This window comes from Streptomyces sp. NPDC001781, assembly GCF_053596035.1.
The window spans coordinates 215,118-230,037 of the sequence record NZ_JBSFFI010000005.1 but is presented as its reverse complement, the minus strand read 5'-3'; the positions used below and the strand labels follow the sequence as shown (position 1 = coordinate 230,037).

General features: G+C 73.6%; 13 protein-coding genes. 5 read left to right on the top strand and 8 right to left on the bottom strand.

The features are described from left to right. Both ACWCV3_RS07005 and ACWCV3_RS07000 read right to left on the bottom strand, forming a co-directional pair. Complete coding sequence (locus ACWCV3_RS07005) at nucleotides 1-702, bottom strand: uracil-DNA glycosylase (protein ID WP_451219540.1); 702 nt, start codon at nucleotides 700-702, stop codon at nucleotides 1-3. Between the two features lie 34 nt (nucleotides 703-736). Continuing rightward, a complete protein-coding gene (locus tag ACWCV3_RS07000) occupies nucleotides 737-2,257 on the bottom strand; it encodes a YfcC family protein (RefSeq protein ID WP_451219537.1) in 1,521 nt (506 codons plus the stop codon). Nucleotides 2,258-2,391: 134 nt separating this feature from the next. On the opposite strand from ACWCV3_RS07000, the gene ACWCV3_RS06995 reads away from it, so the two are divergent. Further along, on the top strand, nucleotides 2,392-2,928 hold the full coding sequence (locus tag ACWCV3_RS06995) for an RNA-binding S4 domain-containing protein (protein WP_451219534.1): 537 nt from the start codon (nucleotides 2,392-2,394) through the stop codon (nucleotides 2,926-2,928). Between the two features lie 24 nt (nucleotides 2,929-2,952). On the opposite strand, the gene ACWCV3_RS06990 is transcribed toward ACWCV3_RS06995, so the two are convergent. Then, entirely contained in the window at nucleotides 2,953-3,657 is a 705-nt protein-coding gene (locus ACWCV3_RS06990) for a class I SAM-dependent methyltransferase (RefSeq protein WP_451219531.1), read from the bottom strand. A gap of 116 nt (nucleotides 3,658-3,773) precedes the next feature. Here ACWCV3_RS06990 and ACWCV3_RS06985 point away from each other — a divergent pair, with 116 nt between their 5' ends. Continuing rightward, complete coding sequence (locus ACWCV3_RS06985; protein WP_451219528.1) at nucleotides 3,774-4,094, top strand: DUF6343 family protein; 321 nt, start codon at nucleotides 3,774-3,776, stop codon at nucleotides 4,092-4,094. Nucleotides 4,095-4,104: 10 nt separating this feature from the next. Here ACWCV3_RS06985 and ACWCV3_RS06980 read toward each other — a convergent pair whose 3' ends face one another. The 4 genes from ACWCV3_RS06980 to rpsA all read right to left on the bottom strand — a co-directional run bounded on the left by ACWCV3_RS06980 (nucleotide 4,105) and on the right by rpsA (nucleotide 7,861). Next, the gene (locus tag ACWCV3_RS06980; protein ID WP_451219525.1) at nucleotides 4,105-4,485 is read right to left on the bottom strand and encodes a tetratricopeptide repeat protein; all 381 of its coding nucleotides are present in this window, start codon (nucleotides 4,483-4,485) and stop codon (nucleotides 4,105-4,107) included. Between the two features lie 50 nt (nucleotides 4,486-4,535). Continuing rightward, nucleotides 4,536-5,153 carry a dephospho-CoA kinase gene (gene coaE / locus ACWCV3_RS06975; RefSeq protein WP_451219522.1) on the bottom strand — a complete coding sequence of 206 codons (618 nt, stop codon included), beginning with the start codon at nucleotides 5,151-5,153 and terminating at the stop codon, nucleotides 4,536-4,538. 32 nt (nucleotides 5,154-5,185) lie between these two features. Next, the gene (locus ACWCV3_RS06970) at nucleotides 5,186-6,124 is read right to left on the bottom strand and encodes a PAC2 family protein (RefSeq protein WP_451219518.1); all 939 of its coding nucleotides are present in this window, start codon (nucleotides 6,122-6,124) and stop codon (nucleotides 5,186-5,188) included. A 237-nt stretch (nucleotides 6,125-6,361) separates the two neighbouring features. Continuing rightward, nucleotides 6,362-7,861 (bottom strand): 30S ribosomal protein S1, encoded by a 1,500-nt coding sequence (gene rpsA / locus ACWCV3_RS06965; RefSeq protein ID WP_350749492.1) that lies wholly within the window; start codon nucleotides 7,859-7,861, stop codon nucleotides 6,362-6,364. A 386-nt stretch (nucleotides 7,862-8,247) separates the two neighbouring features. On the opposite strand from rpsA, the gene ACWCV3_RS06960 reads away from it, so the two are divergent. Both ACWCV3_RS06960 and hrpB read left to right on the top strand, forming a co-directional pair. Continuing rightward, the gene (locus ACWCV3_RS06960; RefSeq protein ID WP_451219514.1) at nucleotides 8,248-9,069 is read left to right on the top strand and encodes a class I SAM-dependent methyltransferase; all 822 of its coding nucleotides are present in this window, start codon (nucleotides 8,248-8,250) and stop codon (nucleotides 9,067-9,069) included. 25 nt (nucleotides 9,070-9,094) lie between these two features. Next, on the top strand, nucleotides 9,095-11,659 hold the full coding sequence (hrpB, locus tag ACWCV3_RS06955) for an ATP-dependent helicase HrpB (RefSeq protein ID WP_451219511.1): 2,565 nt from the start codon (nucleotides 9,095-9,097) through the stop codon (nucleotides 11,657-11,659). Nucleotides 11,660-11,665: 6 nt separating this feature from the next. Here hrpB and ACWCV3_RS06950 read toward each other — a convergent pair whose 3' ends face one another. Beyond that, nucleotides 11,666-13,450 (bottom strand): lytic murein transglycosylase, encoded by a 1,785-nt coding sequence (locus ACWCV3_RS06950; RefSeq protein WP_451219508.1) that lies wholly within the window; start codon nucleotides 13,448-13,450, stop codon nucleotides 11,666-11,668. Nucleotides 13,451-13,763: 313 nt separating this feature from the next. Here ACWCV3_RS06950 and ACWCV3_RS06945 point away from each other — a divergent pair, with 313 nt between their 5' ends. Continuing rightward, nucleotides 13,764-14,648, top strand: coding sequence for a DUF4184 family protein (locus ACWCV3_RS06945; RefSeq protein WP_451219505.1), 885 nt, complete (start codon nucleotides 13,764-13,766; stop codon nucleotides 14,646-14,648). Nucleotides 14,649-14,920 lie beyond the last annotated feature (272 nt).

Here is a 14,920-nt window from a genome sequence, read left to right as displayed (position 1 = left end):
TCACCGGCCGAGGCCCGCCGCCCGGGCCGCCGCGCCCAGGGTCTCTCGGAGCATCTGAGGGGTGAGGCGGCCGGTGAAGGTGTTGCGCTGGCTGACGTGGAAGCAGCCGAAGAGGTCGAGGCCGCCTTCGAGCGGGACGTGGGTGCCGTGCCCGAAGGCGGGACGGGGGCGGGGCACGGTCCAGCCCGCCTCGGTGAGCGCGGGCAGCGTCGCCTGCCAGCCGAAGGCGCCCAGCACGACGACGGCCCGGAGCGTCGGCCGGAGCAGCTTCAGCTCCCGCACCAGCCAGGGCCGGCAGGTGTCGCGCTCGCCGGGCGTCGGCCTGTTGGCGGGCGGGGCGCAGTGCACGGGCGCGGTGACGCGGACGCCGTACAGCTCCAGCCCGTCGTCGACGGCGACCGAGGTCGGCTGGGAGGCGAGGCCCAGGTCGTACAGGGCCTGGTAGAGCACGTCGCCGGAGCGGTCGCCGGTGAACATGCGGCCGGTGCGGTTGCCGCCGTGCGCGGCGGGGGCCAGTCCGACGACCGCCAGGCGGGCGTCGGCCGGGCCGAACCCGGGCACCGGGCGCCCCCAGTACGTCCGGTCCGCGAACGCGGCCCGCCGGGTACGGGCCACCTCCTCGCGCCACGCCACCAGGCGGGGACAGGCCCGGCACTCGCTCACGCGCCGGTCCAGCCGGGCCAGGCCACCGCTGTCGTCCATGTCTCTCACGGTCCCTCACGGTAGCCCGGGCCGGTCAGGTGACGGCCGCGCCCAGTGCGACGAACCCGCAGATCAGCGCGAACAGCACGGCCAGCAGCGGCCAGGCGAACCGCAGGTACTTGTCGTAGCCCACCTTGGCCAGGGCGACACCGCCCATGACGACGGCGGTGGTCGGTACCCAGAGGTTCATCCAGCCGCTGGACGCCTGCCAGGCGGTGACGACGACCGCGCGGGACACCCCGGCGAAGTCCGCCAGCGGGGCGAGGATGGGCATGGCGAGCGTGGCGTGGCCGGAGGTGGAGGGGATGAGGAAGGCCAGCGGCAGGTTGACCACGAACACGATGACCGCGAACACACCGGACGAGGTGCCCCGCACCACGCCCTCGATGGAGTGCAGCACGGTGTCGGTGATCCGGGAGTTGTTCATGATCACGGTGACGCCGCGGGCCAGCACGATGACCAGCGCGGGCGAGATGAAGTCGGCCGCGCCCTGCACGATCGTGGCGCTGAGCCGCTGCTCCCCCATCCGCGCCACCAGTCCGACCAGCACGGCCGCGCAGACGAACAGCGCGGCGAGCTGCGGGAAGGACCAGTCCAGCTCGAACCCGTACGGGGTGGCGTCCGCGTCGCCGGTGAGCGCGCTGGACCAGGGCACCACGGAGAAGATCATGAACGCGAAGACCAGGACCATCGTGGTCAGCACCGCCCGGTGCAGCCCGGTCAGCTCCGGTTCCGCCTGCGGCGCCTGTGTGGCGTGCTCGCGGTCACCGGGCAGGAAACCGGTGAGGGAGCGGGCCGGGTCGCGCTGCACCCGCCGGGCGTACCGGATGACGTGGGCGACCGTCACGGCCGTCAGCACCACCCACATCGCGAACCGCAGCGAGATGCCGTCGCCGAGGGAGACGTCGGCGGCCGAGGAGGCCACGCCGGTGGCGAAGGGGTTCACCGTCGAGCACAGCACGCCGATGCCCGCGCCCAGGATGATCGTGCCGACGGCCACCATCCGGTCGTAGCCGAGGGCCAGCATCAGCGGCACGATGAGCCCGTAGAAGCCGAGGGTCTCCTCGGCGAAGCCCTCCACGGTGCCGAGCACCGAGAACACCACCATGATCCCGGCGATCAGCAGCGCTCCCCGGTCCCGCAGCCGGTGCGCGAGCCGGGCGATGCCCCGGTCCAGCGCGCCGGTGGCGAACACGACGGTGATGAAGGCGCCGATGGCCAGCACGAACAGGAACACCCCCGCCGCGCCGTACAGCTCCCCCGCCAGGTCCGGCCCCACCAGTCCGGTCTTCGGGTCCCGGAGGCCGTAGAGGCCGTTCACCGGGGACAGGAACAGGTCGTCGAGCCGGTCGGTGAAGGACTCGCCGGCACGGACGCGGTGGTAGGTCCCCTGTACGGGGGCGCCGGCCGCGTTCCGGTCGTACTGGCCCGGCGGGACGAGGAAGGCGAGCAGCCAGACCGCGATGGTGACGAAGGCGAGCACCGTGAGCGCGCTGGGAAAGGTGAACGTCCGCCGGTGCCGGGGCGGCTCCTCGGCCTCGGCCTCCGTGTCCATGTCCCCTCCTCGCTCCCGGCGCGACCTCGGCAACAGCCTCCGGGGTGCGTGGGCGGGCCGCATCCGGGGCGGGGCGTGGGAGTGGCGGAGGACGCCGTACCGGCCTGGTGCGACGGAGCGCTAGGGTCGGCGGCATGGCACTCGCTTCACAGGACCCGGCCGCCGGCACACCGGAGGCCACCGCCCCCGGGGCACCGGCGCCCGACCCCGGCATCACCGCCGCGGTGGCCGCCGCCGAGGCAGCGGAGCTCGCCGCCGGGGAGACGGTCCGTATCGACAGCTGGATCTGGGCGGTGCGTCTGGTCAAGACGCGTTCGGTGGGCGCCGCCGCCTGCCGGGGCGGCCACGTCCATGTGAACGGGGAGCGGGTGAAGCCCGCGTACTCCGTGCGAGTGGGTGACGAGGTGCGGCTGCGTCACGAGGGCCGGGAGCGGGTGGTGATCGTGAAGCGGCTGATCCGCAAGCGGGTCGGCGCCCCGGTGGCCGCGCAGACCTACGTCGACAACTCGCCCCCTCCGCCGCCCCGCGAGGCGGTCGCCCCCGTCGGCATCCGCGACCGGGGCACCGGCCGCCCCACCAAGCGGGACCGCCGGGAACTGGAGCGCCTGCGCGGCCTCGGCGCGCCGGACGCCCCCGCCGCCCCCGACACCAGGCGCCGGCCGGGCCACTGAGCCCTGCCGCCCCGGCCCGGCACCTCAGCCCCCTCCGCCCTCCGGCACCGCCCGCACCCACGTCCCGTCGTCGGTCAGCTCGGCGTCCGCTCTCAGTCCCGCCTCCTCCAGCGCGGCCTCGAACTGCTCCTTCGTCAGGGGCCTGCTGCGGAAGGTCTGGGTCCAGGCGGCGTCCGGGAACGTGTACTCGGCCAGCACCGAGTCGACCCCGTCCCCGACAGGTTCCACCGAGGCGATCCGGACGGTGAAGCCCCGGGGATCGACGCGTTCCCTGGGCACGTTCTCGTGGTAGTCCGCGCCCTCCCGCTGGATGAGCACGAGACCGTCCGGCGCCACATGGCTGGCGCAGGCGTCCAGCAGGGCGTGGCGCAGCGCCGGGTCGGCGGTGTGGACCAGGAAGGAGCCGAGCAGGACCACGTCGAACCGCTCGCCCAGCTCCAGGTCCTCGATCGGCGTGCACACGGTGCGCTCCGCCCCGCGCACCCGCTCCAGCATCTCGGCGGACTCGTCCACCGCCGTCACCCGGAAGCCGCGTTCCAGCAGTGCGTGGGTGACCCGGCCCGCGCCACTGCCCAGTTCCAGGATGTGTGCTCCGGCGGGCACGGCGGCGGCGATGACGTCCGGTTCGTCACCCGGTGGGAAGCGGGCGTACAGCTCGACCGCACAGCCGTCCGGGGTGATCGCCCCGGGGCCGGTGCCCTGATGTCCTTCACGCATCTCGACTGCCATGCGGGAAGAACGGACGATCTTCGTTCAGTCGTTCCCGTCCCGCTCGCCACCACTCGTTCGAGTCGGTTCACACCGCTTCGGGAACCGGAGTACGTTGCCAGAGAGGCGGTGATCCTATGCGTACCGGCAGTGAACCGACGACCGCGCGCAGTGCGCTGCGGGCACGGCTGTGGCTGAGCGTGTGGGGGTTCGTCTGGACCGTCCTCGGCACCGTGGCCTTCGCCGTCACCGGGCGCACCGGCTGGGCGGTGGCGTGTGCCGTGCTGTGGCTGGTGGTCACGGTCGATCTGATCCTGGTCCTCCGCCATCTGCGCCAGGGCCCGCACTACCAGCCAGGCCGCGACGTACCCCCGTACGAACCGGCGCACGAGGAGCCCCGGCCCCGGCGGCGGCGGGGGTTCCCCCGCCTGCCCTCGCCCCGGCACCACCACCCCTGAGGGACGGGGCTCAGGAGTCGAAGCGGGCCGCTCGCAGATAGTCCGGGTTGGGGTCCAGCGCGGCGGCCAGCCGGAAGTGCCGCCGGGCCTGTCCGGGCCGGCCCTGGCGCTCGTAGGTGCGGCCCAGCGCGAAGTGGGCGAAGGCGTTGTCCGGCTCCCGTTCCAGCACCACCGTGAACTCCAGCTCGGCGGGCCGTAGTTGCGCGGCGGCGAAGAAGGCACGCGCACGCAGCAGCCGGGCGGCGGTGTTCTCGGGGTGGGCGGCGATCACTTCGTCGAGCAGTTTCACCGCGCCTCTGGGGTCCCGCGCGTCGAGCAGATGCTCGGCGGCGCGGAAGTCGATGACATCCGTCTCCGGCGTACGGCCGGCGGAACCACTGGTCTCGGGCACGGCACAGTCCTTCCCTCACTCCGCCGTTTCAACGCCCCGGAGCCGAACGGCTATTCCTGGCCACCGCTCCGCGCGGCGGCGCGCCGGGTCAGCTCGGCCCAGACCTCCGCGACCCGCTTCTCCAGCGCGTCCAGCGGCACGTCGTTGTCGATCACGATGTCGGCGATCTCGCGGCGCTGCTCGCGTGTGGCCTGCGCGGCCATACGGGCGCGGGCGTCCTCCTCGGTCGTCCCGCGCAGCCGGACCAGCCGGTCGAGCTGGGTCTCGGGGGCCGCGTCCACGACGACGACGAGGTCGTACAGCGGAGCAAGCCCGTTCTCGGTGAGCAGTGGCACGTCGTGCAGGACGACGGCGTCGGCGCTCGCGGCACTCTCCAGCTCGCGGGACCGCTCGCCCACCATCGGATGCACGATCGAGTTGAGGACGGCCAGCTTCTCCGGGTCGGCGAAGACGACGGACCCGAGCCGGGGCCGGTCCAGCGAGCCGTCCTCGGCGAGGATCTCCGGCCCGAACGCCTCAACCACGGCCGCGAGCCCCGGCGTGCCCGGCGCCACGACCTCCCGCGCGATCCGGTCCGCGTCGATCAGCACGGCTCCGTGCTCCACGAGCAGCCGCGACACCTCGCTCTTGCCGGCCCCGATGCCGCCGGTCAGCCCCACTTTCAGCATGTCGCGCAGCCTAGCCTCTGCCACCGCGGGGCCTACGCCTCGCCCTCACGCTCCGCGAGGAAGCGCTCGAACTCGCGGCCGATCTCGTCGGCGGAGGGGATGTCGACGGGCTCGGCGAGCATGTTGCCGCGGGTCTCGGCGCCGGCCGCCGCATCGTACTGGTGCTCGAGGCCCTGGATGAGGGAGGTCAGTTCCTCGTCACCCTCGCGGATCTGGCGGTCGATCTCGGTCTGGGTGCGGTGGGCCTCGGTGCGCAGGCCGTGGGCGACGCCGGGCAGGACGAGTCCGGTCGCGGCGGTGATCGCCTCCAGAACGGTCAGCGCGGCGTCCGGGTAGGCGGAACGGGCGAGGTAGTGCGGGACGTGCGCGGCGACCCCGAGGACGTCGTGGCCGGCCTCGCTGAGCCGGTACTCCAGCAGGGCGGCGGCACTGCCCGGCACCTGGGCCTCCTCGAAGGGGCTGCGGTGTCCGGGGACGAGATCGGTGCGGTTGCCGTGCGGGGTGAGGCCCACGGGCCGGGTGTGCGGCACGCCCATCGGAATGCCGTGGAAGTTGACGGACAGGCGGACACCCAGCCGCTCCACGATCTGCTGGACGGCGAGCGCGAACCGCTCCCACTCCACGTCGGGTTCGGGCCCGGACAGCACCAGGAACGGCGCGCCGGTGGCGTCCTGCACGAGGCGGACCTCGATGGCAGGCACCTCGTAGTCGGTCCAGCTGTCCCGCTGGAAGGTCAGCAGCGGACGGCGGGCCCGGTAGTCCACCAGCCGGTCGTGGTCGAACCGGGCCACGACCTGGTGCGGCAGCGTGTCGAGGACGCGCCGCACGATCTGCTCGCCCGTCTCGCCCGCGTCGATGTACCCGTCGAAGTGGTAGAGCATGACCAGCCCGGCCGACTCCTGAGCCAACGCCATGTCCACCACGGCAAGCCCCTTCGGCTCCCAAGCGAACAAACCCTGCGGATCAACCACGATGACCGCCCCTCCTTGTGTCAGTACATCCCAACACCGCGGGACCGGGCACCATTCCCAAGATCACTTGAAAGAGGGGCCGACGCCGGTTCCCCCCGGAGGCGCGGGGAACTGCGCGCTCGACGCCCCGCGGACCGGCACGCCTGACAACGCACCGGGAACACCAGAAGGACCCGCACCTCGAAAGGTACGGGTCCCTCTGGTCAGCCTGAGCGGCTAAGCCTCAGCGGTGAGCGTTCAGCTCTGGCCGCCCGCCAGCTTCTCGCGGAGCGCGGCGAGCGCCTCGTCCGAAGCGAGGGCACCGGAGGTGTCCGCACCCTCGGAGGAGTAGGAACCGCCACCGGACGCGGCCGGAGCGGCACCCGCGACGTCGCCACCCTCGGCAGCGGCCTTCTCGTCCGCCTCGCGGGACTTGATGACCTGGGCCTGGTGCTGCTCGAAGCGCTGCTGCGCCTCGGCGTACTGGCCCTCCCACGCCTCGCGCTGGGTCTCGTAGCCCTCGAGCCAGTCGTTGGTCTCGGGGTCGAAGCCCTCGGGGTAGATGTAGTTGCCCTGGTCGTCGTAGGACGCGGCCATGCCGTACAGGGTCGGGTCGAACTCGACCGAGGCCGGGTCGGCACCGAAGGCCTCGTTGGCCTGCTTCAGCGAGAGGCTGATGCGGCGACGCTCGAGGTCGATGTCGATGACCTTGACGAAGATCTCGTCGTTGACCTGGACGACCTGCTCCGGGATCTCCACGTGGCGCTCGGCCAGCTCGGAGATGTGGACCAGACCCTCGATGCCCTCGTCCACACGGACGAACGCGCCGAACGGAACCAGCTTGGTGACCTTACCCGGGACGACCTGGCCGATCTGGTGCGTACGGGCGAACTGCTGCCACGGGTCCTCCTGGGTCGCCTTCAGCGACAGGGAGACGCGCTCGCGGTCCATGTCCACGTCGAGGACCTCGACGGTGACTTCCTGGCCGACCTCGACAACCTCGGACGGGTGGTCGATGTGCTTCCAGGACAGCTCGGAGACGTGCACCAGGCCGTCGACGCCACCCAGGTCCACGAAGGCACCGAAGTTGACGATGGAGGACACGACGCCGGAGCGGACCTGACCCTTCTGGAGGGTCGTGAGGAACGTCTGGCGGACCTCGGACTGGGTCTGCTCGAGCCAGGCACGGCGGGACAGGACCACGTTGTTGCGGTTCTTGTCCAGCTCGATGATCTTCGCCTCGAGCTCCTTGCCCACGTAGGGCTGGAGGTCGCGGACGCGGCGCATCTCGACCAGGGAGGCCGGGAGGAAGCCGCGGAGGCCGATGTCGAGGATGAGACCACCCTTGACGACCTCGATGACGGTACCGGTGACGATGCCGTCCTCTTCCTTGATCTTCTCGATGGTGCCCCAGGCGCGCTCGTACTGGGCGCGCTTCTTCGAGAGGATCAGGCGGCCTTCCTTGTCCTCCTTCTGGAGAACCAGGGCCTCGATCTCGTCGCCGACCTTGACGACCTCGTTCGGGTCGACGTCGTGCTTGATCGAGAGCTCGCGGCTCGGGATGACACCTTCGGTCTTGTAACCGATGTCGAGCAGGACCTCGTCCCGGTCGACCTTCACGATGACGCCGTCGACGATGTCGCCGTCGTTGAAGTACTTGATCGTCTCGTCGATCGCGGCGAGGAAGGCTTCCTCGTTACCGATGTCGTTGACCGCAACCTGCGGGGTGGTGGCGGTGGTCTCGGTGCTGCTCGTCATGTGGGAAAGGGCTCCGGTACGGACATTGAAGTCGTAGGCACTGCTTACGCCGGGAGCCCGTTTCGCTCTGCAGAAGCCGGACAGCCAAGGAAGCGCCACATGAGCAACGGGTGCCCGGTGGCGCCTCGAGAACCGAGGGATACATACAGATGCGAGCGCGACCTGCTACGTCTGAGGTGCGCAGGCCCGCAGCGCAACTTGTAGCATACGGGGGCGGCCGGGCAGGGTCAATGCGCGAAGGCGCACACCGCGGACGGAACCCCGCATACCCGGCGGAACAATCGCCCAACTGGGCGCGTGTGGCCGCGCGGTCCCTTCCGTGACGCGCGTCCGGCGGGCCGGTTGGACGGAAGAGTACGACGAGGGAGCCGATCATCCAAGAGCCTGTGGGGCACGACCCGGAGGGGTCGGAAGAATCAGAGCCGGAAGCCACCCGCCGTGACGCGGGGGTCGCGGAGAGCAGCAGGGCCAACCGCGGCTGGTGGGACCGCAACGCCGACGAGTACCAGGTCGAGCACGGCACCTTCCTCGGTGACGACCGCTTCGTCTGGTGCCCGGAGGGGCTGGACGAGGTGGAGGCGGAGCTGCTCGGTCCGGCGGAGGAGCTCAAGGGCCGGGACGTGCTGGAGATCGGCGCGGGCGCGGCGCAGTGCGCGCGCTGGCTGGCCGCCCAGGGGGCGCGCCCGGTCGCGCTCGACCTCTCCCACCGGCAGCTCCAGCACGCGCTGCGCATCGGCTCGGGGTTCCCGCTGGTGTGCGCGGACGCGGGCGCGCTGCCCTTCGCGGACGCGTCCTTCGACCTGGTGTGCTCGGCGTACGGTGCGCTGCCGTTCGTGGCCGATCCCCGGCTGGTGCTGCGCGAGGTGCGGCGGGTGCTCAGGCCGGGCGGGCGGCTGGTGTTCTCGGTGACGCACCCGATCCGCTGGGCGTTCCCGGACGAGCCCGGCCCGGAGGGGCTGTCGGTGGCGTCGTCCTACTTCGACCGCACTCCGTACGTGGAGCAGGACGACGAGGGGCGTGCCGTCTACGTGGAGCACCACCGAACGATCGGTGACCGGGTACGGGACGTCGTGTCCTCCGGGTTCCGGCTGGTGGACGTGGTGGAGCCGGAGTGGCCGGCCTGGAACACCTCCGAGTGGGGCGGCTGGTCCCCGCTGCGCGGCAGCCTGATCCCCGGTACCGCGATCTTCGTCTGCGAACGGGACTGACCGCCCGGCGTACGACACTGGGGGCGTGATCCGTGACGACGCCCTCGCAGCGCTGCCCGTGCGCTCCGCCCTGCCCGACCTGACCGCCGCGCTGGACGAGCGGGGCACCGCCGTACTGGTGGCGCCGCCCGGTACCGGCAAGACGACGCTCGTGCCGCTGGTGCTGGCCGGGCTGGTCGGCGGGGGTCCGGCGCGGCGGGTCGTGGTGGCCGAGCCCCGCCGGATCGCGGCGCGGGCCGCCGCCCGGCGGATGGCGTGGCTGCTGGGCGAGCAGCCGGGAGCGAGCGTCGGCCACACCGTGCGCGGTGAACGTGTGGTGGGACGCCACACCCGCGTCGAGGTCGTGACCACCGGTGTCCTCCTCCAGCGGCTCCAGCGGGACCAGGAACTGACCGGCGTCGACGTGGTGGTGCTCGACGAGTGCCACGAACGGCACCTCGACGCGGACACGGCCGCCGCCTTCCTCTGGGACGTACGGGGGACCCTCCGGCCCGACCTCCGTCTGGTGGCCGCTTCCGCGACCACCGACGCCCAGGGCTGGGCCCGGCTGCTCGGCGGCGCGCCGGTGGTGGAGGCGGCCGGGGTGTCGCACCCCGTGGACGTGGTCTGGGCGCCGCCGGCGCGTCCGGTACGGCCGCCGCACGGGATGCGGGTGGACCCGGCGCTCCTCGCGCACGTGGCCTCGGTCGTCCGGCGGGCTCTCGCCGAGCACAGCGGTGACGTGCTGTGCTTCCTGCCCGGCGTGGGCGAGATCGCCCGCGTGGCAGGGCAGTTGGGCCGGCTTCCGGACGTGGACGTGCTCCAGGTGCACGGCCGCGCCCCCGCCGCCGTGCAGGACGCGGTGCTCTCCCTGGGCGAACGGCGCCGGGTGGTCCTGGCGACCTCCGTGGCCGAGTCCTCCCTCACGGTGCCGGGCGTGCGGGTCGTCGTCGACTCGGGGCTCGCGCGGGAACCCCGGGTGGACCACGCGCGCGGCCTGAGCGGCCTGGCGACGGTGCGGGCGTCCCGCGCGGCCGGTGCCCAGCGCGCGGGGCGGGCCGGACGCGAGGCGCCCGGCGTGGTCTACCGCTGCTGGGACCGTGCCGAGGACACCCGTCTCCCCGCCTTCCCGGCCCCGGAGATCAGGGTCGCCGACCTCACGGCCTTCGCCCTCCAGGCGTCCTGCTGGGGTGACCCGGACGCCACGGGCCTCGCGCTGCTGGACGCGCCGCCCGCCGGCGCGATGGCGGCGGCCCGCGACGTCCTGACGGCCGTGGGCGCCGTCGGCCCCGCCGGCCGGGCCACCACCCGGGGCACCCGCCTCTCCCGCCTCGGGCTCCATCCCCGCCTCGGCCGGGCCCTGCTCGACTCCCCCGCTTCCGCCGCCGAGACGGTCGCCCTCCTCTCGGAGGAGGTTCCCCGCGAGTACGGCGACGACCTGGCGGGAGCACTGCGGCGGGCCCGCCGGGGAGGCGACGCCTACGCGGGGCGCTGGGCGGCGGAGGTACGGCGCCTGCGGGGCGTGGCGGAGCGTCCGGCGGGCGACGGGCGGGCACGGCGGAGCGGCCCGGACCGGGCGGCTGCGCCGGACGGCGACTCGCGCCAGGGCTCGTCCGTCTCCGTCTCCGACCTGCCCGGTGACGAAGCCGCCGTCGGCCAGGTCGCCGCGCTGGCGTTCCCCGAGCGGATCGCCCGGCTGGACGGAACGTCGTACCTGATGGTGTCCGGGAGCCGGGTCGAGCTGGTCGAGGGGTCGGCGTTGCGGGGGGCGCCGTGGATCGTGGTGGCTGTGGCGGAACGGCCCGCGGGGAAGGGGCACGGGCGGGTGAGGCTCGGGGCGGCCGTGCGGGAGGAGGTCGCCCGGGCGGCCGCCGCTTCGTTGCTGGAGGAGAGGGAGGAGGTGCGCTGGGCCGAGGGGGAGGTCGTGGCGCGGCGGGTTCAGCGGCTGGGGGCCGTGGAGCTGGCTGTCCGGCCACTTCCGCGGCCCGGCCCCGAGCGGGTGCGGGCCGCTCTGCTCGACGGGCTGGCGAATGAGGGGCTGGGGCTGCTGCGGTGGTCCGAGCACGCTCGGCTCCTGCGGCAGCGGCTGGCGTTCCTGCGGGCGCGGCTCGGGGAGCCGTGGCCGGACGTGTCGGAGGGGGCGCTGCTGGCTCGCGTGGACGACTGGCTGGAACCGGAGCTGGGGCGGGCCCTGCGCCGGGCGGACCTGGGGCGGATCGACGCGGGACAGGGGCTGACGCGGCTGTTGCCGTGGGCGGGCGGGGAGGCGGCCCGGCTGGAGGAACTGGCACCGGAGCGGATCGCCGTACCGAGCGGGTCACGGGTGCGGGTCGACTACGCGGACCCCGACCGGCCGGTGCTGGCCGTCAAGTTGCAGGAGATGTTCGGGCTGCGGGAGACCCCGGAGGTGGCCGGGGTGCCGCTGCTGGTGCACCTGCTGTCGCCAGCCGGGCGGCCCGCCGCCGTGACGGCGGACCTCGCCTCGTTCTGGCGGGAGGGCTACCGGGCGGTCCGGGCCGAGCTGCGCGGGCGGTACCCGAAGCATCCCTGGCCCGAGGACCCGGCCACCGCCGAGCCGACCCGTCACACGACGGCCCGGCTCAGGCGGTGAACGGCCTCAGGAACTGGCCGAGGGGCTCGGCGACGGGTCGGCCGGGGCGCTCGCGGGGACCGAGACCTTCAGCTCGACGGTGACGCTCCCGCCGCCCGGCGTGGTGACGCGGAGCAGGTAGGTGCCGCTGAAGAGGTCCGCGTACAGCCTGGGCAGCGTGACGACACCGTTCGCGTCGGTGGTGAGCCCGGTGAGGGTGCGGACGGGCCGGCCGGCCGCGTCCTTGAAGTACGGCCCGGCGGTGTTCGCGGTGGGGTCGGACGCGGACTTGATCAGGGTGGCGGTGGCGCCGACCTTGGCCGCCGGAGCGCCCTTGTACGTGGCCTTCACCTGGATCTGATCGGCGAACTCACCCCCCGGAGCGCAGGTCTGCGCGGTGTCGGAGGTGAGGACCAGCTTGTCGGCGGGGCGCGGGGTGACCGTGGCCGTGTAGCCGACGCCCTTGGCCGCGTGCCCGACCACGACGCCGGTGACCTCGAAGGTGCCGGCCGTCTCCCCCGCGAGGAGCTGCGGGGCGAGCGCGACACCCTTGGCGTCGGTGGCGATGGTGGCCACCCGCTCGCCGCCGGTGAAGGTGGCGTCGGTGTCGCCGCTGATGGTGAACCGCACCCGGATCCTGGCGACGGACCGGCCGTCCCCGGTCACCGCGCGGGCGCCGATCCGCCGCTCGAAGGCGTCCCCGGCCGTGGCGGTCAGCGCGGTGCCGTCCAGGTCGGGGGACACGAGGTGGTCCACCGTTTCGGACGGGGTGGGCGTCCCGCCGGGCCGGCTCGGCTCGGGCGAGGGGCTGCCGGGCGTTGCGGGCTTGTCCTCGGGCGGGTCGGAGGGCCTGGCCGGCTTCGTGGGCTTGGCCGGCTTCGTGGGCTTCGTGGGCTTCGTGGGCTTCGTGGGCTTCGTGGGCTTCGGCCCGGCGGTGCCCGCAGTGGCGGGCAGGCTCGTACGCGGCAGGTCGTCGTCGCTGCGGTGGCCGGGGACGCCGCCGGTGCCGTCCGGGACCGGGTGGGTGCCCTTGCGGTAGTAGTCCACCCAGCTCAGCACGAGGTCGAGGTAGTCGGTGGAGTTGTTGTAACTGAGGATCGCGCGGTGCAGGTCGCGTTCCGTGGAAAGGTCCCAGCCGTTGCGGCAAAGGTAGTGGCCCGCGGCGAGGGCGGCGTCGTAGACGTTGTTCGGGTCGGCCTTGCCGTCGCCGTTGCCGTCGCGGCCCGCCCACGCCCAGGTGGAGGGGATGAACTGCATCGGGCCGATGGCCTGGTCGTAGGAGCTGTTGCCGTCGTAGGCGCCGTGGTCGGTGTCCCTGATGAGGGCGAAGCCGTTGCCGTCGAGCTGCGGGCCGATGATCGGGCTGACCGTCGTGCCGTCGGCCCGCACGCGGCCGCCCCTGGCCTGACCGGACTCCACCTTGCCGATGGCGGCGAGGAGTTGCCAGGGCAGGTTGCAGCCGGGCTTGGCGGTGCGGAGTTCGGCCTCGGCCTTCTGGTAGGCGTCGAGGACGGTCGCGGGGATACCCGCCTCGCCCTCGCCCCGCGAGACGGGCGTGCCGATCGTCGAGGACGGGCTCGGGAGGGGGCTGTTCAGCGGCGGAAGATCCGTGTAGTACGGGGAGTTGCCGGTGGCGTTGCCGTCCGCCGGCACCTCCGGCACCGGGGCGCTTCGGCCCGCGCTGGTCTGGAGCGTGTCGGGGGCGCCGGTCGCGCCCGGTGCCTGGGACGCGGAGAGTGCCGCGACCGCCAAGGCGGCCGCCGCGGTCGTCGCCGCTCCCTTGCTCAGCCGCCTGCCCTTGTGCGCCGCCATAGAGTGAACCCCTCCCGTGGACGCCCTCGGCGTCCGTCTGCGCCTGTCCCGACTGAAGGTGTGACGGCCGAGCCGGTGCCGCGGTTGCCCGGCGTGCCGTACCGAGGTCTGTGTGGCGGGTCACCTGACCGTGTGCACGACAGATGTGCCCCGCCCGACCCTACGTCAACTCCCCTGCCCCGAGGCACCCGTGGTGACCGCGTTTTCCCGAGTCGGCCGACTCCTTACGCCCGGAGGGCCGCTGAGGGCGGATCACGCATACTGGGCGCGCGTTCACCGGCGCGGCCCGTGCCGGCCGTTCCGGGAGGACTCGTTGCCGTTCACACTCAGCCACGCCGCGGCCGTACTGCCCGCCGTCCGCCGCGACGGCACCGGGCGTGGACCGCTGGTCCCCGCGGTGCTCGTCGCGGGCTCCTTCGCGCCCGACCTGACCTACTACGCGGCCAGTGTCCGCCCGGAGGCGATGGAGTTCGGGACGGTCACGCACTCCTTGACCGGTGTGCTCACGGTGGACGTGATGATCACCTGGGCACTGGTGGCGCTCTGGCTGCTGGTGCGCGAGCCGCTGGTGGCGCTGCTTCCCCGGCCCTGGCAGGCGGGGCCCGCCGCCCTGCTGCGCTGCGGGGCAGCGCGTGCCCGGGCCGGAGCCTCCCTGGCACTGCGGTGGTACGTCTCGGCGGTGCTCGCCGGGCTCACCCACGTGGTCTGGGACGCCTTCACCCACCACGACCGCTGGGGCACCCGGCTGGTCCCGGCGCTCGACCGCACGGTGGCCGGAACTCCCCTCTTCCAGTGGCTCCAGTACGGCACCTCGGCGCTGGCCGGCGTGGCGATCACCGGCTTCCTGCTCCGGTCGCTCCGGACGGTCCCGGCCGCCGACCCGGTGGGCGTGCCCCTGCTCTCCGTACGGGACAGGTGCTGGGCCCTGCCGCTGCTGAGCGGCTGCGCGCTGGGCGCGGCGGCGGTGCGGGCGGTGCGCTGGTGGGCGTACTGGGGTGCGGTCGCCCGGCCCTGGGACCTGGTGCCCGCCCTCTGCTTCGGCGCGGGCGCCGGACTGCTGCTGGGTGTGGTGCTGTACGCGGGCGCGCTGAGGGTGCGGCGGTACCGGCGGGTTACGCCCGCTTCCGTTCCGAGCGGGGACGCGGTGTCACGGGGTGCGGCGGCCGGCGCCGGACGGCAGGGGCGGGGCGGTCGGTGAGGGAGGCGACGAACACGGTGAGCGTGTGCCGTGGCCGTGCCTTCGGCAGGTGGGTCAGCAGCAGCGCGAGGTAGCCGCGCGCGAGGTCGGCCCAGGCCCGCCAGTCGGGGAGCCGGTGGGACCGCGCGGCCAGCGCACGGCGGCCGCCCGCGCCCGCGGCGCGGAGTCGGGAGAGCGGGCACGCGGGGTGACGGGCGGCGCTGGCACCGGCCGCGACGACGGGTACGGCGGTCCCGCACGCCTCCGGCGCCGGGCCGGTGTCCGTACGCTCC